Consider the following 19,959-nt stretch of genomic DNA (forward strand, 5'->3'; position numbering starts at 1 on the left):
AACATGGCATATACGGCAAGGGTCTGGCGGAAAGGCACCGGGCATGGGAACCGTTTATGTGGAAGAGAAGGATACCGCCGCGCGGGGCGCGGCACGGCGGGAAGCGGCGGGGGAGACGGCCGAAGCGTCTCCCGGTTCATCCCTGTGCGCCGCCGCCATGGTCCTCGGCATCGTGGCGGTGGTCGTCCCCCTCGCGGAGCTGCTGCTCGCCATACCCACCGTCGTCCTGGCCGCCGCCGCCCTTACGAGAGCCCGCAGGCAGCCGGGGCTCCGCGGCGGCAGGGGGATGGCGGTGGCCGGCCTCGTCCTCGGCCTCGTCGCCCTGGCCATGTGCGTCCCCGCGGTCATCATCCTCGTCCAGATAATCTAGGCGGCGGGCCCGTCCCCACCTCCCGCCGCGTGAAAGCGAGCAGGCCCCGGCCATTCCCGTTCACTCCCGCGCAAAGGTGCCGGCCTCCCCGTGCTTGAATATTCAAGTGTCCGGGCCGCTCCCCGGGCCGCCCGGGGAGCGTGCATGCGTAGCCGAAAGACGGAAGGGCGGAGGTGATCCCGATGAAAGACGGCAAGCTGTCCATCCTGTTCGCGTTGGTCCTCCTGGCGGGGTTCCTGCTGGCCGTGCTCTCGCCGCCGGAGCCCGCCGCCGCCGCGACCCTGGTCTGGGAGGCGACGGGGGGCATGGGCAACGTCAACAACGCCCAGGCCTGGTCCCAGGCGGTCTTCCAGTCCGGGCTCTACGTCGGCACGGTGAACGTCATCGACGGTCCCGAGATCTACCGCTTCGACGGCGAGACGTGGGAGACGCTGGTGGGCGCCGGGGCGCCCGAACCCTCCGGCTTCGGGGACCCGAACGCCGTCGCCATGGCCTGCATGGCCGTATACGACGGCCATCTCTACGTGGGCACGGGGACCATCGCGGGGGCCTGCGAGGTGTGGCGCTACGACGGAGCCGCATGGACCGCCGTGGTAGGGGGAGGCTCCGCGGTCCCCGCCGGATTCGGGGGCAACAACGTCGACGCCATGAGCATGGCGGTCTACGGCGGTGAGCTGTACCTGGCCACCAGGAACTACAGTGACGGCGTGGAGATCTGGGGTTACGACGGCACCACCTGGACGCAGTCGGTGGGCAACCTGCCGTCGGCCATCGTCGCCGCGGGCTTCGGCGATGTCAGAAACGCTGCCACGTTCGGGATGTTCGCTTACCGCGATAACCTCTATGCGGGCACGTTCAACATGATGAGCGGCTGCGAGGTATGGGCCTTCGACGGCACTGCCTGGACGCAGTCGGTGGGCAACCTCCCGCAGGCCCTCATCGCTTCCGGTTTCGGGAGCGCGAACAACACCATCGTCCTGAGCATGGAGGAATACGAGGGCTCGCTCTACGTGGGGACGCAGAACATGGCGGGCGGCTGCGAGGTGTGGTCCTTCGATACGGTCAACTGGACCCAGGAGGTTGGGGCCCTGCCTTCCGCCACCATTGGCCCCGGTTTCGGCGACGCCACCAACGATGCGGCCAGCAGCCTGCACGTCTACGATTCCAGGCTGTTCGTGGGGACGAACCGGGGGGGCGGCTGCGAGGTGTGGAGCTTCGACGGCACGGGGTGGAGGCAGGATGTGGGCGGGGGGGCGCCCGCGGACTACACCAGCGCCGGCTTCGGGGATGCCGCGAACACGACCGCCAACAGCACGGCGACCTTCGGCAACCGCATGTATTTCGGGACGTCGAACCCGACCGGCGGCTGCCAGCTCTATTCCTACAGCTCCTCCACCACCTGGTACCTGGCGGAGGGCTCCACCGCCACCGGCTTCGAGACCTGGGTGCTGGTGCAGAACCCCAACCCGAACCCCGTGAACGTGGAGCTGACCTTCCAGACCCGCGCGGGCCCGCTGCCCGGCCCCACCGACACCATCCCCGGGGACACACGCAAGAGCTACCTGGTGAACACCTATGTCCCCGACAACGACAACGTCTCCACCCGGGTGGAGGCCGACGCGGATATCTACTGCGAGCGGGCCATGTACTGGACCGAGCCGGGGACCACGCCGCGCCGCCTCGGCCACGACTCCATCGGGGTGGTCAACCCATCCCCCGTATGGTACCTGGCCGAGGGCGCCACCATCGGCGGCTTCGAGACCTGGGTGCTGGTACAGAACCCCAACCCCAACTCCGTCAACATCGACCTCGTGTTCCAGACCGACCTGGGGGAGGTACAGGGGCCCCAGGAGGCGCTGGGCGGCTACTCACGCAAGTCGTACCGCCTCAACGACTACGTCAGCACCTATGACGTCTCCACCACGGTCACCTCCTACATGGGGGACGTGGTGTGCGAGCGGGCGGTCTACTACACCCCGCCCGTGCCCGGGTTCGACGGCTGGGAACTGGGCACCGATTCCATCGGCGTGGTCAGCCCCTCCACCACCTGGTACCTGGCCGAGGGGGCCACGGCCGGGGGGTTCCAGACCTGGATACTGGTGCAGAACCCCAACGACGACCCGGTCGATGTCACCCTGACCTACCAGACCGGCGGCGGGGAGGTGCCGGGTCCGGTGGACAACATCCCCGGCGGGGAGCGCAGGTCGTACCTCGCCGATGCCACCGTTCCCGCTTCCTACGACGTCTCCACCATGGTCACCTCCACCGGGGGCCCTGTGGTCTGCGAACGGGCCATGTACGAGGCGCCCAGCGCGTCCGGGGTGCTCACCATCGGCCACGACTCCATCGGGGCCACCGTGGGCGGGCTCGAGTGGTTCCTGCCGGAGGGCGCTACCCTGGGCGGCTTCACCACCTACGTGCTGGTGCAGAACCCCAACGCCTTCCCCGTCACCATAACCCTGACCTTCCAGACGGAGCGTGGCGAGGTGGCGGGGCCCACCGACACCCTTGACCCGGAGTCCCGCAAGACCTACGCCGTGAACACCTACGTCCCCGATACCTACGACGTCTCCACCAGGGTGACCTCGGCGGGAGGATACATCATCTGCGAGCGGGCCATGTACTGGCGGCCGTTCCCCGGCGCCCTGGACTACCTGGGCACCGACTCCATCGGTTATCGCCCCTGAGCCGGGCTTTACGCTGGTAATACGGCGGCGGGCGGGGGCAGCGTCCCCCGCCCGCTTTCGCGCGGCTGGCGGACCGTCCCAAGGAAACCTTCAAGCATGGCGGAGTATTTCCGATAATGAATATGTCCGGGTGGGTTTCCCCTTCTTCGAAAACGGTGGTTATGGAAGCAGAACGAGGCGACGAGCAGATCAGAAAAGAACTCGAGGAGTTGCGCCAGCGCGTGGCCGAGCTGGAGGCGGCCGAACCCTCGCACAGGAAGGAAGACACCCCCGGGTTGAGCGACGGCTACTTCCGCCACCTGGTCGAGAACGCCTACGAACTCATCCTGGTCATCAACCGCGACTTCAGCCTGCGCTTCGTCAGCCCTTCGGCGAAGCGCATGACCGGGTACGAGCCCGAGGAAGTGTTGAGCATGAACGCCTTCGAGTTCGTGCACCCCGATGACATCCCCGAACTGGTGGAGAAGTTCACCGCCGGTATCCAGGAGCCTGGGCGCGTGGAGCATATCGAGTACCGCACCCGCCGCAAGGACGGCTCCTATTTCATCACCGAGGCCGTGGCCGTGAACATGCTCGATAACCCGAACGTGGAAGCGGTGGTGGTGAACCTGCGCGACATCACCGAGTACCGCAGGATAGAGAAGGAATTGAGGGAGTCAGAGGAGAGGTACCGCTTCCTGGTGGAGAACTTGAACGACGTCGTCTTCACCGTCGACACCCAGGGGACCGTGCTCTATATGAGCCCGGCCATCGAGCGCATCAGCCACTACACCGCCGGGGAGGTAATGGGGCAGCCCTTCATGCACTTCATCCACCCCGAGGACCTGCCCGGCCTGCTGCAGAGCTTCCAGAGGACCATGGACGGCTTCCTCGAGCCCCACGAGTTCAGGGTCATCGACAAGGACGGCTCGCTCATCCACGTGCAGACCTCGAGCCGGCCCTTCGACGAGGAAGGCCGTGCGGCCGGACTCATCGGGGTCATGTCCGAGATCACCGAGCGCAAGCAGGCGGAGGAGGCGCGCCGGCGCTCCGAGGAGAGCTTCCGCGCCATGATCCGCAAGAACATCCACTACTACCGCGGCTCCTGACCCGCCTGAAGGGAAGAGTCCGAGTCCGCGGGGGCGGTCCCGACCCTGCACCCGCACGGCATATTGCCTGTCGGCGTGCGCGGCGCGTTCCGGCATCCCTTGCGTGCAGGCGGTCTTCGTTCCGCCCGGAACCGGGAGCTTTCCGTCACCTTCCCCGTTTTCGCGCATATATTTGGCGCAAAAGTGGGATAATCAGATTAGCCGATGCACTGGGCGGGAATGGGACTCGACAAATACGAAAGATATTATGAGCCTGCACTCGGTGTGGGAAGGCAGGTCAAGGGGGTGAGGGGCATTGTATTGTGAGGCCTGCGGCGTGCCCCTGGGCATCACCAGGGGCAACATGTGGCATGCGGACGGGTCCATAAACGGCAGGTTCCCACCCTACATCAAGGGCACCTTCTTCGACGTGGACGAGCTGAACCACCTCTTCCGCTCCCTCTCCGACCTCATGGACTACGATATCGGCGACATCGTGGCCAGCGGCAAGTACATCGATGCCAGGGACTACATGACCGCCACGGTCGAGAAGATGAAGGAAGGCGGCGGAGGGCTGCCTTCCGACGAGGACCTCTATCGCATGATGCTCTATCCGGTGTCCATCTGGGGCATCGCCGACGTGAAGTTCAAGAGCATCGAGCCGGACAGGATGGTCATCGAGGTAAAGGACCCCTACTCCACGGACCTGCTGCGCGGGGACGTGACCGCCGTGGCCGACGTGGTCTCGGGGCGCGAGAACGCGGCCGTCTGGGAGGGCGACGAACACGCGGGAGTGATGACCGTCGTCCCCGGCGAGGGTTTCGCGGGAAAGAGCGGTCTCATCGAGGAGTCGTCGCGTGACGTCGCCGGGCCGGCAGCGGGCGAGCTCGCGTGCGAGCACTGCGAGAGGTGCGGCGCCCCCAGGGGGGTGTCCCGCCTCTTCGAGTGGAGACAGGGCGGTTGCCGCATCGAGGAACGTTTCTCCGGGAGGCGCTACTGTTTCAACAACACCCAGGGCATCACCGCGGTTCTGAGGATGCTAGCGGGGCAACTGGGTGAGGACATCGAGCGGAAGATGGTGGAGGTCACCCGCGGGCACGCCCGCTCGCTCTACGGGGGCATAGCGGGCAAGCCCGAGGGCAATGGCGGGCACGGCGGCATGGACCTGGCGGCGCACCTGGAGAGCTTCCCCTACCGGGGATGGGGAAAGGTGACGGACCCGTCCGAGCCGGAGGGTGCCCGGGCGATATGCGTGGAAAACCCCTACAACGACGTCCTGCTCACGGGCCGGTTGTGGGGGATGCTGGAGGCCTCGGGCGGCCTCGACCTGCGGATAGCGGCCAGAGAAACCGACGCCACCTCCCTACGCCTCGCCTTCTCTCCGGTCTAGGGAGGAATGTTGTGTGAGGGTCGCGCTGGTAAACCCGAACCGCTACGTCGAGCCCCCGGTCATACCGGTGGGCGTCGAGTACCTTGCCCACTACCTCGAGCGCGAGGGGCACGAGGTGGGGGTTATCGACCTCACCTTCGCGGACGACCCCGAAGCCGCTCTGGGCGAGGCGTTGCAGGGCTTTGACCCTCATGTAGCCGGCTTCTCCCTGCGCAACGTGGACACCTCCCTCTACTTCGACAACGCCTTTCTGCTGGACACCTCAGCGGCGCTCATCGCCGCCTGCCGCCGCGAGTGCGAGGCCATGGTAGTGGTAGGGGGGAGCGCCCTCCTGGCGGGTCCCCGCGAGGTCATGGAGTACGTGGACGGCGATTACGCGGTACACGGGCCGGGGGAACGGGCCTTACCCGCGCTCCTGCGCGACCTGGAGCGGGGCGCGTCTCCGCCCCGCCTCCTCGACGGCTGGAGCCATTCCTTCGACGCCGCGGAGGTGCCCGCGCGGGGGCGCTGGGTGGATTATGCCCCTTACCTGGCCGGGAGGGGGGTCGCCGGTTTCGCCACCCAGGTGGGGTGCATGGGGAGATGCAGCTTCTGTATCGAAGCCGGCTTGCCCTGGAAACCCCGCAGCCCGATGGCGGTGGTGGAGGAACTGGCGGTGCTGCGGGCGCAGGGCTGCACGGAACTCCACCTCTGCGACTGCGAGTTCAACCAGGACCTGGATACCGCGAAGGAGATGCTGCGGCAAATGGAGGAGGCCGGGCTCGGGCTGAGCTGGTCTCTCTATATGAAGCCCCTGCCCCACGACGCGAAGCTCTTCCGCATGCTGGCCGCCTCGGGCGCCGCCTCGCTGACCCTGTCCGTAGATTCCGCCTCCCTCGCCGCCGGCGCCTACGGCCTCGCGGACCTGGGAAGCTTCATCGCCCTGGCGCGCGGGGAGGGTATAGGGGTGGCGGTGGACCTGCTGGTGGGGTTCCCCGCCGAGACGCTACAGGGCCTGCGCCCCCTCTTCGACTTCTTCCGGGAGGCGGAGCCGGACACGGTGGGGGTGAGCGCCGGGATCAGGGTCTTCAAGTACACCGAGCTGGGGAAGGCCATGCGTGAACGCGCGCCGTCCGAGGGGAGCCTGGAAGGCGGCGACCCTGATTTTATCCGCCCCGCCTATTTTAACCTGCTTTCCCTGGAGGACTGCCGCGAGCTGGTGGGCGGCGACCCCCTCTTCCGCATCGAGGGCCTGGAACGCCGTAGCAACTACGAGCGTCTGTCCTGAGTATGGCGGCGCATGCCGTGGCCGGGGCCATCAACATGCTCGCCGATAAAGACGATAGAAGGTTATGCGCCGCGTGGAAGGGAATACGGATAAACAGGCGTTATGCCACCGTTGCCGCATTGAATAGAAGGGCCATTTATATATATAATGAAAACCCAACCTTATGGGGAGCAAAAAGGGGGGAAGATGAGAACGCGCCACAGGCAGGCAAAAGGCGCACTGACAATAGCGGCGGGTGCGTTACTGGTAGGTATCCTGATCCTTTCCAGTGCTTTCGCGACGGCCGATGCGCCGTGGCCCCAGCGTTCCCCCGCCCAGGACCCCAACCGCTACGAGCAGTACGGTTACAGCTCCGTCCTGCCCAACGATTATGGGCCCGGCAGCAGCGAGTACTGGAAGCTGACCGGGGAGGAGAGCAACACCCTCTACCAGACCCTCGTAGGCCTATTCCATCCCGAACTGGACCGGCGCGAACTGGAGGGGGTGATGGGGGCCGGCGTGGACAAGGCCTGGAGCGTCACCACGGGCCGGCCCGACGTGGTCATCGCCGTGCTGGACACCGGCATGGCGTGGCGCGACGCCGCGGCCATGACCGAGCTCCGGCGCAAATGTTACCTCAACCCCGGCGAGCTGCCCCCGCGCCAGGCGGCGCCCATCTGGGACGCCAACGGCGACGGCGCCTTCAACGTGGACGATTACGTGGGTGACCCCCGGGCGGTGGACCTCAACGGCAACGGCGTCCTGGACCCCGAGGACATCATCTGGGCCTTCTCCGACGGAGAGGACGACGACGGCAACGGCTACGTGGATGACATCTGCGGCTGGGACTTCCTGGAAGACGACAACGACCCCTGGGACGAGACCGGGGACGGCCACGGTACCGCCGGGGCGATGTGGTCGGCGGGGGAGGCCAACAACGCCAGCGGCATCGCGGGCGTATGCCCCAGCGCCATGCTGCTGCCGGTAAGGGTAGGCGACACCTACATCGTCGACGCCAATGATTTCGCCCAGGGGACGGTCTTCGCGGTGGACTCGGGCGCCTGGCTGGTGCAGGCGGCCCTGGTCAGCCTAAACAACACACCCCTCGCCCGGGATGCCGTCGACTACGCCGCCACCAGGGGCGTGGCGGTGATCGCCTCCGCCGGAACGGGCGAGTCGGCCCAGAGCAGTTACCCGGCCGCCTACGAACACGCCATCCAGGTTAACGCCCTGCAGAAATACGCCGCATCGGGTTCCTCCACGGCGGAGCAGTTCCCGTCATCCTACCTCTACCTGGGCGGAGAGACCGGCTACGGGGCGAAGACGGTGGTCTCCGCGCCCTCGGACGGCCATTCCTCGGGCGCGGCCGCCAGGCTAGCGGGCATCGCCGCCCTCATCTATGCAGCGGCCGCCAACGACGTGCAGCGGGGCGAGCTGTGGAACTACCCGGGCCAGGAGCTGCCGCTCTCGGCCTGCGAGGTGAAGCAGGTCATCGCCATGACCGCGGACGACATCGACTTCTCGCCCGGCTATTACGGCACCACCCTGGGTGAGCTCGACTCACTCATCGGTCCGTCCGAGCGCTTCGAGTCGCACCGGGGATGGGACCCGTATTTCGGCTACGGCCGCGTCAACGCCTACGAGGCGGTCATGGCCGTGGACCAGGGGCGTATCCCGCCCGAGGCGGAGATAACCTACCCCGCGTGGTCCGAGTCGCTCAACCCCGGACAGGTCACCCTGGAGGTGGCCGGCAGGGTAGCCGCGGTGCGCGCTGAGAGCTTCCACTACACGGTGGAGTGGGCGCCGGGCTGGGACCCCGCCGATGACGAGTGGATAACGGTCAGCGAGACCGAGGAGCAGTACGAGCCCGTGGAAGGCGTCCTGGCCAACCTGGACCTCGGGGAGGTCTATGGCGCGGTGCTCGATACCATGCAGGCCCGCGGGGGCGCGTCCGACCCCAACCGCTACGCCTTCACCGTGAGGGTGAGGGTGCGGGACAACCGCGGCAACTGGGGCGAGGACCGCAGGACCGCGTACTGCTTCGACGACCCTGACGCCTACGCCGCTACCCCCGTGGACCTCTCTTCCGACATATCCGCATCGCCGCGCTTCGCGGACATCGATGATGACGGCGAAGACGAACTCATCGTAGCCACAGGAGCGGGAGTGGTGCACGCCTACAACCCCGACCTGAGCGAAGTCCCCGGCTGGCCGGTGCGCACGGCCGCCCTGCCCCTGCACGAGGAGTCCAGGGGTTACAAGGACGGCCATATCGGCATGGACGCCCGCGCCTCCATCGCCGGGACCCCCGCCGTGGGCGACCTCGACCGTGACGGTACCCTGGAGGTGGTGGTGGGAGACATGCAGGGAAGGCTGTACGCCTGGAACGCGGCGGGAGAGCTGCTGCCGGGTTTCCCGGTGCGCTCCAACCCGCTCTATTCCATCCCAGACCGCACGGAGTGGTGGACGGAAGGGGCATTGCCGGCGGAGTGGTTCGCCGCCCGCCTCGTGCCCGACCGCGTGCACGGGCTTGATAAATGGAACCGCCTCGACCGCACTTTCGCGAGCGCGCCCGTCCTCTGCAACCTGGACGCATCCCTCGACGGCAGCCTTGAGATCGTGGCCTCCTGCGCGGACCAGCACCTCTATGCCTGGCATGCCAACGGCACCGCCGTACGGGGGTGGCCGGTTAAGCTGGTGGACCCGGGCAAGGTGGCCTCCCTCGACCCCCTCACCCATACCTGCACCTACGCCGACAAGGACAGCGCCTCCCGTGGCGGGAAGCTGGTCGCCGCCCCCTGCGCGGCCGACCTGGAGGGGGACGGCGACATCGAGATCATCTGCGGCACCGGCGAGGTCTACCTGGGCGAGGGATGCAACGTCTCACCGCTCACCTTCGACCTCGGGGCTTTCCTCCCCTCGCTGCAGGCTTTCACCGGCACGGGGAAGCCGTTCGAGCCCGCCAACACGCGCGTCTATGCCGTGCACCACGAGGGCGCGGCGTACGGCCTCGACGCGAGCGCGCAGCCGGCGGCCGACAAGGTCCCCGCCCAGGCGTTCCTGCCGGGCTGGCCGGTGAAGCTGGCCACCGCCGCCCCGGGCATGCTCCCCGGCATCCTGGCGGGAGTCAACGCGGCGGCGGCGGCGGCCGATATCGACGGCGACGGGCGCATGGAGGTCGGCATATCATCGTCGGCCGGCCCCGGCTTCCTGCTCCGCTCTGACGGGACCTCGCTGCTGGGGAGCGATGAGGCGGGACTGCCCTTGAGCCTGCAGTCACGCGAGGCGGGCGCCGCGTCGCCCTGTAAGGACGTCCCCCTGATGTGCGCGTGGGGGAGCGGATGCTTCGCCACGCTCGGTGGCGGCGCCCTTTCCTTCTTCGCGCCCACCATGGGCCTAGGCAGGGCGGCGGACATGTACCTGCCCGCCGACCAGACCAGGTCAGAAAACGCCGTCACTGCCTGGAATGCCGCGGACGGCAGCATGCTCGCGGCCTTCCCCGCCCTGCTCAACGGCGACGCCCTCTTCGCAGCCCCCGGCGCGGCGGACGTGGACGGCAACGGCTCCCAGGAGGTCCTGGTGGGTGGCGCCGGGTACGACCTCCATGCCATCGGCGCGGACGGCACCGAACCGGCGGGATGGCCGAGGTTCACCGCCGGGAGCAGTACGGTCACCCCGGCCGTCGCGGACTTTGACGGCGACGGCTCGCGCGAGGTGGTCATTGGCACCCGGGAGGGGTGGCTGTTCATCTGGAAGACCCCGTCTTTGGGGGGCGACGCGGCGGACTGGCCGCAGTACGGGCACGACGCCTGGAACACCGGTTGCCTGGGGAGCGATGCCGCCAGGCCGGGGCGGGTAATGGATCTCTCCGCCGAGGCGCTCGGCGACGGCGGGGAACCGTCCGGGGTCAAGCTCGCCTGGACCGCGCCGGGTGACGACGCGGGCCTCGGCCAGGCGCTGTGCTACGAGATACGCTTCCTCGACCGCCCCATCGACGCCGGCAACTGGGACGACGCCGTCTCGCTGACCACGGGAAAACCCATGCCGGGAGAGCCCGGGGCCCCGCAGGAATACGCCTACGACGCCTTCCCGTTCATCTATGCCCGGTCCGGGACCACCTTCTACTTCGCCCTGCAGACCAGGGACGAGGCGGGCAACTTCTCCGCCATCTCCAACCTGGCCACGCTCTCATGGGGCAAGTGAGCGCGAGGCGAAGAGAAAATACACGGGGCGCTCCACCACGATACCTGAACTTGAGCTGATCACCGCGGAGATGTCGTGCTCCCCTCCCACCAGGTCACCCGTGCACAGGGTGGTGCGCGAGGCGGGGGCCACGCTAAGCTCCAGGCCATACCTCCGGCCCGCCTCGTCCAGCAGGGTGACACTCACCTCCGCCGCGCGCGGGCCGGGATTGGCGATACATAGGAACGTGTCGAAACCGGCCCGCGAGCAACCCTCGGCAAAGCACCACATGGGGGCGGTGACGGCGACCCCGGCCGCGCAGTGCCCGCCGCTGGCGCGCGCGGCATACCTGAAATACATGGGCCTCTCGGCGAGGACGGGGGCGTCGCTCGAGATGGCCATGGAGACGTCACGCCCCACACCCACCTCCTGGTTGAGCGATAGCGAGAGCCGGCTCCCCGCCGGCACCGCGTAGGTGCGCCACGTGGAGGGCCCTCCGCCGAAGAGATACTCCACGCTCACCCGCGCCGCCTCCTCCCCGGGGTTCGCCAGGCAGAGGTAGGTGTCGAAGCCGGGTCGGGTGGTGCCCTCGGCGAAATACCAGGCGGTGCCGGGCGACGCCACCCCGGCCGCGCAGTGGCCCCCCGACCACTGGCCCAGGTAGCGGAAGTAGACCGGCCTCTCGGCCAGGATGGGCCGCTGCGAGGTGACGCGCATGGCGATATCCAGGTCCGGACCCACCAGGGCGTTCATGTTCAGGGAGGTTCTGCTCCCGGCGGGGACGGTCACCGGGAGGTCGTGGGAGCGGCCGTATTGGTCCATGGCGGTGACCAGGGCCCGCGCCGCCTCCTCCCCGGGGTTCGCCAGGCAGAGGTAGGTGTCGAAGCCGGGTCGGGTGGTGCCCTCGGCGAAATACCAGGCGGTACCCGGAGCCGTGGTGCCGGTCTCGCAGTGGCCGCCGCCGCAGCAACCGCAGGCGATGGCCTCGTAGACGTTCCTGGAGACCTCCACATGCCCGCCGTCACCGGAGGCGCCCGAGGAGAGGACGCAGAGGAAGTAGGTGACGTCCCCCTCGAAGACCACCGCCGCGTCGTTCAGATAGCCGCCGTAATCGCCGGTCTTGTTGCCCACATCCACCCCCGCTGGCAGCCCGGCCGGTATGCGGCTCTTATAGATGCTGCGGCGCAGAAAACCGACGATCTCCTGCCCCAGGGGATCGGCCGCCGCGAACCGCATGAGGCGGTCGAGGCCGGTGCACATCTCCCTCGCGGTGGTCAGGTCGAGGCCGTAGGTGGCGGTCACCACGCAGCCGAGGGACCTGGCGTAGTCGCGGAAGGCGTGGTAGCCGTAGACGCGCTTGAGCATCTTCGCCGCGATATTGTCGCTGTAGACGATGGCATAGTCGCAGAGCTGGCGGACGGTGAAGGCGCGGTCGCCGGACATGAACTGGATGATGCCGGTGCCGTCAGCATGATCCCCGCCCTGATAGGCGATGACGGTGTTGAGGTCGATGCGGCCCGCGGCGGCGCTCTCGTATATATACATCACCAGGAAGAGCTTGTAACAGCTGGCGGCGTAGAAAGGCCTGTCGGGCTGGTAACCCGCTTCCTCTCCCGTCTCCAGCACCCTGAGATATATGCCGTAGTCCCCCGGGTACCTCTCCGCCACGTCCCGCATCATGCCGCTTAGGGAAGTGGGGTCGATCACTCCCGCCGTCTCGGCCGCAACACCGGGCGGACCGTCCGGGGTGGACCCCGCGCCCGCCCCGACAGCATGGGAGTTCAGCAGAAAAGACGCAATGAGCAGGAGAGGAAGGAAAGCCCATATGCCGCACCGTCCCATAGAAGGCCTCCGGCGAAACCTACGGCAACGACCGACCCAAGCCTGCTCCGAGTTGGCTGCCCCACCCGCGTTATTTTAACATCAACGTGTCGGCCGGCGCACGGGTGCTTGACTAAAAAAGTATCTGCATATATTATAACATGTATAACTTTAGAGGTTTAAAGGAGAGGAAATGGCAGTCAGGATAATCAGCACCACGGAATTGAGGTCCAAGGCAGCGGACATGGTACTCGGACTGCGCCGCGGCGACACCTTCCTCATCCAGCACTACAACGACATCGTCGGCTACATCACCCCCGAGATACCGTCTGACCTGCTCAAGAAAATGGGCGGCAAATCAAAGCGCGAAGAGGCCTTCAAGGTCGTAGATTAGGCACAGACCCCCAACGGATCAGCGCCCTTGCCGGATGCGGCATGGCCCCGTCCTCCGCCGCTCCCACCGTACGCAAAGGAGTGTTCTTTGCTCCGCCGTCACCCGTCTTTCGCGCGGCGCCTCGCGGGCTCCGACCAGGCCCAGGCCACGGCCGAGTTCGCGCTGGTCCTCCCCCTGCTCCTGCTGGTCTTCCTGCTCTTCGCCCAGGCGGTGATGGTGATGAGGGCCCAGATAGCGGTGACGGCAGCGGCGCGGGAGGGGGCGAGGAAGGGAGTGGAGACGGGCAACCCCGTGCTCATCGAGGGGGCGGCGCTGAGGTCGGCCGCCGGGCTCGACCCCGATAAGGTCAGGGTGGAGGTCTCCAGCGGGCCGCGGAAGCGCGGCGAATGGGTCCGGGTGCGGGTCGAATACGAGGTGCCCGTGGCCATACCCGCGGTGAGCAGGTTCTTCCCGGCGGTGACGGTGAGCGGAAACGCGGAGATGCGCATCGAGAACGACCGGGAGGGGAGTTGAGGAAAGGCCTCGCCCGGGACGAGCACGCAGGGGCCAGCGTGGTGGCCGCCGCCCTCATGCTGGTGATGCTACTAGTGGGGGTGGTCCTGCACGATGTGGCCGCCCTCTATACCGCCCGGGGCAGGGCGCAGACCGCCGCCGACGCCGCCGCCAAGGCGGCCGGCCTGGAACTCACCCCCTGTTTCGGAGTCGGCAACGATCCCGGGGCGGCGGCACGCGAGTACGCGGTGCGCAACGGCTCCGACCTTCTCGAGTGCTCGTTCGGGGCGCGGGAACGCTATCTCTGGGTGACGGTGCGCGTCTCGCGCCGGGTCGAACTCCTGGTCATGGGGAACAGGGAGGCGGCGGTCACTGCCACCGCCCGCTGCTACCTCGACCTGGCTCCCCCTTAGGGGGCCTCATGCGTGACCGTGTGTCACGTAGCCCGGGACGATGACCCCCGATGTCAGGGTCGTGGATACCCCCCCTCCCGGGCAGGTCGAGGGCTCCCCGAGGGGAGCGCAGGGGGCGGGGCCCCCGGGAGAAATCGAACGCGTTTTGGCCATGGGGTGCCGTGTCCGGGTCTAAACGAGCCATGGGGTGGGTTCAATAGATGAAAAAAGGAAAAGTCTCTATCAGCCAGGCCGAGCCTTCTTTGACCAGCCCCACACGGGCGGTCTCGGATTCCAGGTTCCCCCTGGTGCCGAACTCAACGGTGACGTCGATCTCCACGCTGCCGTCCTCCACCTTCAGGTCCTCGGCGTTGAAGTCGAAGGAGCGGGCGGTCCCGAAGATGCCGGAGAACTCCGCCGGGGTCCAGGGCTCGTCCAGGTGGCGCTTCTCCTTATAGGCGGGGCTCAGGTGCTCGAATATGAAGTCCGTGTCGCCGTCGATACAGGCGATGAGGAAATCGCGCAGGGCCTGTTCCGCCTCCACCTCGTCCGTGTTCTCTTCCATCACCACCGGTTTTTTGGACCAGTCCAGGGCCGTGAAGGCGTCCACCTTCCACGTCCCGTCCTCGCGCACCAGCGCCATGGTCTCCTCTCGCTCTCCCTTCTGCGCCAGCTCGATATCCACGGTGATGACGGCCCGGTCCCCCTCGATGGTGATGTCCTCCTCGGGGATGAAGCGGTAGGAGTTCATGTAGCCCAGTGCCGCGACGAGCTGCTCGCTGCTGATGGGATCCGGAACTCCACTGGATTCCAGGTAGTCCTGGGACATCAGGGAGCGCAACAGCTCCACGTCGCGGTCTCCCAGGGCGTTGAGGAAGGTGGTGGTCGCCTCGGTCACCGCAGCGCTGTCGTCCCCTGGGGCGTCCCCGCATCCCGCCAGCGCGGACACGGCAAGCACCAGGACGGCGCAAACCGCGGTCAAGACGAAGCGCTGGCAGCCTGCTCTCATACGGACTCCTTTCCCCCACTCATTTCTCCACATCCGTCCGCATCCCCTCCCAACCGCTATGATGACAGATGGCCACGACACAGTTCCACGTCGGTGGGCTCACGCGTTGCGTTTTGCGCCTGCGGCGTGAAATGTCAAGGCTGAGCCCCCCGCTTGCCCATGCAGCCGGCGACGCGCAGCGCCACGGGCCAGCGTTTATACTGGCCCCGGTCGCCATTACGTGAGTCTGGGCCGGGTCTATGGAGCCTCACGATACATAGCAACCCCGATCTTCCAGTACCAGCGCTGGATGGCAGTCCCGTTGACTAATAAATTGGCTGAGTCTAATATATTCTAACGTTGTAGATAACGGCGAAAAGGAGGGAAAGAGCATATGCTCGCGCTTTTTCAGAGTTTCGGTCCCACCGAGCTGCTTATCATCCTGGGGATCGCCCTGATCATCTTCGGGCCCACGCAGCTGCCCAAGCTGGGACGCTCCGTAGGCAAGGCCATCAGGGAGCTGCGGGGAGCCAGTTCCGAGGTCACCAAGGCCGTGCAGGAAGGCCTGGAGGGCAAGGCTGAGGAAGAAGAGGAAGAGAAGGAAAGCAAGAAAAAGAAGAAGACCGAAGAGGAAGAGGAATAGGCAAACCAGAGAGACCGCTGGAAAACACCCCTTTCCCTACCCCCTGAACGCCCCGGAGGCTTTCTTGGCCGACCAGAAGATGACCTTTATCGAGCACCTCGAGGAGCTCCGAAGGCGCATTATCGTGATGTTCCTCTCCCTCGTGGTAGCCATAACGGTGGGATATATATTCTCCTGGGAGATACTCGGCTTCCTCAAGGAGCCGGCGGCCAAGGCGGGGATCCCCCTCAACCTCTATTACCAGACCGTCCTCGAGCCCTTCATGGTCCGCTTCAGGATCGCCATGTACGCGGCCATCGTCCTGGCCTTGCCGGTGGTGATCTACGAGATAATAGCCTATATCGCGCCGGCCCTGCGCAAGCGGGAGAAGCGTTTCATGTTCTACGCCCTCTTCTTCATCATCGTCTTCTTCCTGGCGGGCGTGGCCTTCTGCTACATGTACATCCTCCCGGTGGGCCTGGAATGGCTGACGGGACAGTCCGGAGGACAGATAACGCCGGTGCTCATGGCCAACCAGTACGTGAGTTTCGTAGCGCTGCTCATGGTTGGAGTGGGCTTGTCTTTCGAGACCCCCCTGGTGGTTTGGCTGGTGGTGAGGCTGGGCATCGTCACCCCCCAGAAGCTGCATAAGAACTGGCGCTTCGCGGTGATCATCATCCTCGCCTTCGCGGCGCTGATCACCCCGGACTGGAACCCGGTGACCATGGTCCTGGTGGCGGCGCCCATGTTCCTGCTCTACGAGGGGAGTATATTCTTCGCCAGGTTCGGCATGCGGAGCGCCAGTAAACGCAGAGAGGCCTTCGAGGCGGAAACGGAATCCGGTGAGGAGGAGTAAGAAGGGCTACTTGCTCCCGTGCGCAATGGCATATAATAGATGACCTTGGCGCCGGATAGGGCAGGACGCGCGCCGCGGCGCCGGTGCACGGAATGGTCAGCGAGATGGAAAAGCGATGGAAGACCTGGGAGGTAGATCGAGATCGCAGAATTCGACCTCAAGCAGCGGAAACTGAACAAGAGCCTGGTGAGCCGCCAGATCAAGAGGTATGTCGAGGAGAACCCACGGCTCAAGGGGGTCATGGGCCTCTATCGCGAGGTCTTTTCCACCCAGAGAATGCTCTCGCGGGACATCCCCGACCAGCTCCCCCATATTGAGGGGGCCCAGGTGGCGTACCGCGTCGAAGAGGGCAGGTTGCTGGTAGAGGCGGACGAGCTGGCGGTGGATCTGACCGTGCTCAAGGAGATGCTGCGCGAGCTGGGCAGGGTGCTGGAGAAGAAGGGAGGGGGCCCGGTAGAGGGCATGGAAAAGTTCCTGGGGGAGGAGATCGAGGACGACACCAGGCTGCGCGGCCTCGTCGACGCTTTCCTCGCTCGTGAAGATGCCGAGATGGAAGTTCTCCTGGGAAAATACTCGCTGGACGGCACGGTCCTCCTGATGCTGCTGCACATATCCTTGGCTCCCTTTTACTGGAAGATGGCGGGGTCCCTGGTGCGCAAGGCGGACCTGGGGCAGGTGCCGCGGGGCCGCTGCCCGGTCTGCGGAGACCTGCCGATCATGGGCCTGTTGCGGCCAGAGGAGGGACTGCGCGTGCTGGAATGTTCCCTCTGCGGGACCCGCTGGGGCTTCCCGCGTATCATGTGCCCGTTCTGCAACACCACGGACCAGGAGAAGCTCAAATACATCTTCGCGGGGGAGGATAATGACCGCCGCGTCTATCTCTGCGACGCCTGCGGTAAATACATCAAGGTGAGCACTCCACTGAGCGAGAAAGACGAGGAATTTGTGCTGCCCCTGGAGGATCTGGCCACGGCGCACCTGGATATCGCGGCGGAGAAAAGGGGTTACGAAAGAGGGTGCAGGACGGTGTTTTCATAACCGGCGCAGCGGCCAGCCGTCTGCCAGATGATGTTGCCATGCGGTAACCGGGGATAGTATAATCCTTGAGATTATAGATTGGACAAGGTGTTCTTTGAAAACCAAGCTTGTGAGGGAAGGAGCTGCGTAAGCAGGGAAATCAAATCCCGCATGGGTTTAAACATAGACCGCGAGTGACCGTAAGTTTTGTATTTTCTTAAAGGACAGGAATCGACCTAGGAAAGTGGGGGGAAGTATGGAACTTTCGCGAAGAGGTTTCCTCAAGCTGTCGGGCGCCGGCATCGGCGTCGCGGCCCTCGCGCAACTCGGATTCTCCACCCCCGCCTTCGCCGCTGGCGAGGAGCTTCGCATCAGCGAGGCCAAAGAGAGCACCACGATATGCCCGTATTGCTCAATGGGTTGCTCCGCCATCGTCAGCGTGATGGACGGGAAGGTGGTGGGTCTCGAGGGTCTGCCCGACAGCCCCATCAACCGGGCTAGCCTTTGTTCCAAGGGCCAGTCCATCTACCAGGTCGCCAATAACGACAGGCGACTGCAGAAAGTCTGGTACCGTGCACCCGGCGGGACCGAGTGGGAGGACAAGACGTGGGAGGAGGCCATCCCGGCCATCGCCCGTCTCATCAAGGACACCCGGGACGCCACCTTCGTGGAGACGGAGGAGATCGACGTCAACGGTACCAAGAGCAAGGTCACGGTCAACCGCTGCGAAGGCATCGCCCAACTTGGAGGGGCGGCCCTGGACAACGAGGAATGCTACCTCGCTATCAAGTTCGCCCGCGGCCTCGGCCTGGTGTACATAGAGCACCAGGCGCGAATATGACACTCGGCCACAGTCGCCGGTCTCGGCGGCACGTATGGCCGGGGAGCCATGACCAACCATTGGGTCGACCTCAAGAACGCCGACGCCTTCATGATCTGCGGCGCCAACCCCAGCGAGAACCATCCCTGCTCATGGAAGTGGCTGGAGAAAGCCAGGGAGGATCACGGCGCCAAGATTATCGTCGTCGACCCGCGTTTCACGCGTTCCGCCGCCAGGGCGGACGTTTTCGCCTTTATCCGGCCCGGCACGGATATCGCCTTCTTCGGGGCCCTGATCAATTACGCCATCGACAAGAACTATCTCAACTGGGAGTATATCCAGAACTACACCAACGCCCCCATCCTGGTGAACCCGGAATTCAAGGGCCCGGCGGAGCTTGACGGCCTCTTCAGCGGCTACAATGCCGAGACGAGGAAGTACGACACCAAGACCTGGTCGTACCAGACCGATGCGGCGGGGGAGCCCAAGCGCGTACAGCTCATACCCATCGCCGAGGACGCCTTCTACAAAGGGCGCGGCGTGCCCAACGGACCCAAGGACTCAAACGGCAACTTCATCCCCAACGATGACGCTGCCGTCGCTGGAAGCGTATGGGCCAAGCTCAAGCAGCACTACGCGCGCTACACCTATGAGGGTACGGACAGCATCGTCTCCAGGGTCTGTGGCATGACCCCCGAGAGCTTCAAGGCGGTCGCCGAGGCTTATGTGGGTACCACCCACAAGCGGGAGAAGACGGGCAACCTCATGTATGCCATGGGCTTGACTCAGTTCACCATAGGCACGGAGAAGATACGCACCTTCGCAATCCTCCAGAGCCTGCTGGGGAATACCGGCCTTCCGGGCGGGGGCATCAACGCCCTGCGCGGGGAGAGCAACGTGCAGGGGTCCACGGACTACGGCCTTCTCTCCCATATCCTCACCGGTTACATGCCGGTCCCCAACTCCACCGACAACCCTGACCGCGTCAAGTACCTTGAGAAGACGACGCCGAAGGTCGGTATCTGGACCTGGCAACCCAGGTTCTTCAACAGCTACCTCATGGCCTATTACGGCCCCTATGCCAAGAAGAACGGCCTGGACAAGGCCTACGACCTCCACCCCAAGGTGAAAAAGGGCAAGAACTACACCCACATCGGCCTCTTCGAGGACATGTACGCGGGAGTGATCAAAGGCCTTATCGCCTGGGGCCAGAACCCCGTGGTGGGAGGTCCCAACTCAAACCTGGAGGCCGCGGCCATGGACAAGCTGGACTGGTTCGTGGCGGCCGACCTGTGGGAGACGGAGTCCATGGACTTCTGGAGGCGTCCCGGCACCGATCCCAAGGACATCAAGACCGAGGTCTGGGTGCTCCCCGCGGCTTCCTCGGTTGAAAAGCCGGGTTCCGTATCCAACTCGGGCCGCCTGGCGCAGTACCGCTGGAAGGCGGTGGAGCCGCCGGGCGATGCCGAGCCTGATGCCTTTATGATCCACCAGATCATGAAGGCGGTGAAGGAACTCTACGAAACCGAGGGCGGCAAGGGCAAGGAATCGGTGACCGAGCTCTTCTGGGCCTACGACGAGGACGAGCATGGGGAGCCCAACCTGGACCAGGTGA

16 protein-coding genes are annotated in these 19,959 nt (G+C 65.6%); 14 read left to right on the top strand and 2 right to left on the bottom strand.

Going from position 1 to position 19,959, the window contains the following annotated elements:
- Nucleotides 1–58 precede the first annotated feature (58 nt).
- From AB1384_10195 to AB1384_10220, 6 genes are all read left to right on the top strand, one after another.
- Nucleotides 59–370, top strand: a complete 312-nt coding sequence (locus AB1384_10195) for a DUF4190 domain-containing protein (protein ID MEW6554642.1) — start codon at nucleotides 59–61, stop codon at nucleotides 368–370.
- Nucleotides 371–552: 182 nt separating this feature from the next.
- On the top strand, nucleotides 553–3,057 hold the full coding sequence (locus tag AB1384_10200; GenBank protein ID MEW6554643.1) for a DUF5719 family protein: 2,505 nt from the start codon (nucleotides 553–555) through the stop codon (nucleotides 3,055–3,057).
- Between the two features lie 161 nt (nucleotides 3,058–3,218).
- Nucleotides 3,219–4,145 carry a PAS domain S-box protein gene (locus AB1384_10205; GenBank protein MEW6554644.1) on the top strand — a complete coding sequence of 309 codons (927 nt, stop codon included), beginning with the start codon at nucleotides 3,219–3,221 and terminating at the stop codon, nucleotides 4,143–4,145.
- A 295-nt stretch (nucleotides 4,146–4,440) separates the two neighbouring features.
- Entirely contained in the window at nucleotides 4,441–5,514 is a 1,074-nt protein-coding gene (locus AB1384_10210) for a hypothetical protein (GenBank protein MEW6554645.1), read from the top strand.
- Between the two features lie 13 nt (nucleotides 5,515–5,527).
- On the top strand, nucleotides 5,528–6,781 hold the full coding sequence (locus AB1384_10215) for a cobalamin-dependent protein (GenBank protein ID MEW6554646.1): 1,254 nt from the start codon (nucleotides 5,528–5,530) through the stop codon (nucleotides 6,779–6,781).
- Between the two features lie 186 nt (nucleotides 6,782–6,967).
- Nucleotides 6,968–10,963, top strand: coding sequence for a S8 family serine peptidase (locus tag AB1384_10220; GenBank protein ID MEW6554647.1), 3,996 nt, complete (start codon nucleotides 6,968–6,970; stop codon nucleotides 10,961–10,963).
- Here AB1384_10220 and AB1384_10225 read toward each other — a convergent pair.
- Entirely contained in the window at nucleotides 10,949–12,784 is a 1,836-nt protein-coding gene (locus AB1384_10225; GenBank protein ID MEW6554648.1) for a serine hydrolase, read from the bottom strand. The genes AB1384_10220 and AB1384_10225 overlap by 15 nt on opposite strands.
- Before the next feature lie 172 nt (nucleotides 12,785–12,956).
- Here AB1384_10225 and AB1384_10230 point away from each other — a divergent pair, with 172 nt between their 5' ends.
- From AB1384_10230 to AB1384_10240, 3 genes are all read left to right on the top strand, one after another.
- Nucleotides 12,957–13,157, top strand: coding sequence for a hypothetical protein (locus AB1384_10230; protein ID MEW6554649.1), 201 nt, complete (start codon nucleotides 12,957–12,959; stop codon nucleotides 13,155–13,157).
- A gap of 87 nt (nucleotides 13,158–13,244) precedes the next feature.
- Nucleotides 13,245–13,670 carry a TadE/TadG family type IV pilus assembly protein gene (locus AB1384_10235; protein MEW6554650.1) on the top strand — a complete coding sequence of 142 codons (426 nt, stop codon included), beginning with the start codon at nucleotides 13,245–13,247 and terminating at the stop codon, nucleotides 13,668–13,670.
- On the top strand, nucleotides 13,667–14,062 hold the full coding sequence (locus tag AB1384_10240) for a pilus assembly protein TadG-related protein (GenBank protein ID MEW6554651.1): 396 nt from the start codon (nucleotides 13,667–13,669) through the stop codon (nucleotides 14,060–14,062). Before AB1384_10235 ends, AB1384_10240 begins: the two co-directional genes overlap by 4 nt.
- Nucleotides 14,063–14,255: 193 nt before the next feature.
- Here the strand turns inward: AB1384_10240 and AB1384_10245 are convergent, their stop codons facing one another.
- Nucleotides 14,256–15,050 carry a hypothetical protein gene (locus tag AB1384_10245; GenBank protein MEW6554652.1) on the bottom strand — a complete coding sequence of 265 codons (795 nt, stop codon included), beginning with the start codon at nucleotides 15,048–15,050 and terminating at the stop codon, nucleotides 14,256–14,258.
- Between the two features lie 373 nt (nucleotides 15,051–15,423).
- On the opposite strand from AB1384_10245, the gene tatA reads away from it, so the two are divergent.
- The 5 genes from tatA to AB1384_10270 all read left to right on the top strand — a co-directional run.
- The gene (gene tatA / locus AB1384_10250; protein MEW6554653.1) at nucleotides 15,424–15,672 is read left to right on the top strand and encodes a twin-arginine translocase TatA/TatE family subunit; all 249 of its coding nucleotides are present in this window, start codon (nucleotides 15,424–15,426) and stop codon (nucleotides 15,670–15,672) included.
- Nucleotides 15,673–15,736: 64 nt separating this feature from the next.
- Nucleotides 15,737–16,507 carry a twin-arginine translocase subunit TatC gene (gene tatC, locus AB1384_10255; GenBank protein MEW6554654.1) on the top strand — a complete coding sequence of 257 codons (771 nt, stop codon included), beginning with the start codon at nucleotides 15,737–15,739 and terminating at the stop codon, nucleotides 16,505–16,507.
- 186 nt (nucleotides 16,508–16,693) lie between these two features.
- Entirely contained in the window at nucleotides 16,694–17,545 is an 852-nt protein-coding gene (locus AB1384_10260) for a formate dehydrogenase accessory protein FdhE (protein ID MEW6554655.1), read from the top strand.
- 235 nt (nucleotides 17,546–17,780) lie between these two features.
- The gene (locus tag AB1384_10265; GenBank protein MEW6554656.1) at nucleotides 17,781–18,365 is read left to right on the top strand and encodes a twin-arginine translocation signal domain-containing protein; all 585 of its coding nucleotides are present in this window, start codon (nucleotides 17,781–17,783) and stop codon (nucleotides 18,363–18,365) included.
- 48 nt (nucleotides 18,366–18,413) lie between these two features.
- Nucleotides 18,414–19,959, top strand: a 1,546-nt coding sequence (locus AB1384_10270) for a molybdopterin-dependent oxidoreductase (protein MEW6554657.1), incomplete at its 3' end; no start/stop codon positions are given.

The organism is Actinomycetota bacterium, from assembly GCA_040757835.1.
Taxonomy (GTDB): Bacteria; Actinomycetota; Geothermincolia; order Geothermincolales; family RBG-13-55-18; genus SURF-21.

Bases quoted from the DNA above. Each gene is read 5' to 3' on its own strand.
- AB1384_10220 (MEW6554647.1), top strand. From the start codon at position 6,968: ATGAGAACGCGCCACAGGCAGGCAAAAGGCGCACTGACAATAGCGGCG.
- AB1384_10265 (MEW6554656.1), top strand. From the start codon at position 17,781: ATGGAACTTTCGCGAAGAGGTTTCCTCAAGCTGTCGGGCGCCGGCATC.
- AB1384_10225 (MEW6554648.1), bottom strand. From the start codon at position 12,784: ATGGGACGGTGCGGCATATGGGCTTTCCTTCCTCTCCTGCTCATTGCG.
- AB1384_10200 (MEW6554643.1), top strand. From the start codon at position 553: ATGAAAGACGGCAAGCTGTCCATCCTGTTCGCGTTGGTCCTCCTGGCG.
- AB1384_10205 (MEW6554644.1), top strand. From the start codon at position 3,219: ATGGAAGCAGAACGAGGCGACGAGCAGATCAGAAAAGAACTCGAGGAG.
- AB1384_10245 (MEW6554652.1), bottom strand. From the start codon at position 15,050: ATGAGAGCAGGCTGCCAGCGCTTCGTCTTGACCGCGGTTTGCGCCGTC.
- tatA (MEW6554653.1), top strand. From the start codon at position 15,424: ATGCTCGCGCTTTTTCAGAGTTTCGGTCCCACCGAGCTGCTTATCATC.
- AB1384_10230 (MEW6554649.1), top strand. From the start codon at position 12,957: ATGGCAGTCAGGATAATCAGCACCACGGAATTGAGGTCCAAGGCAGCG.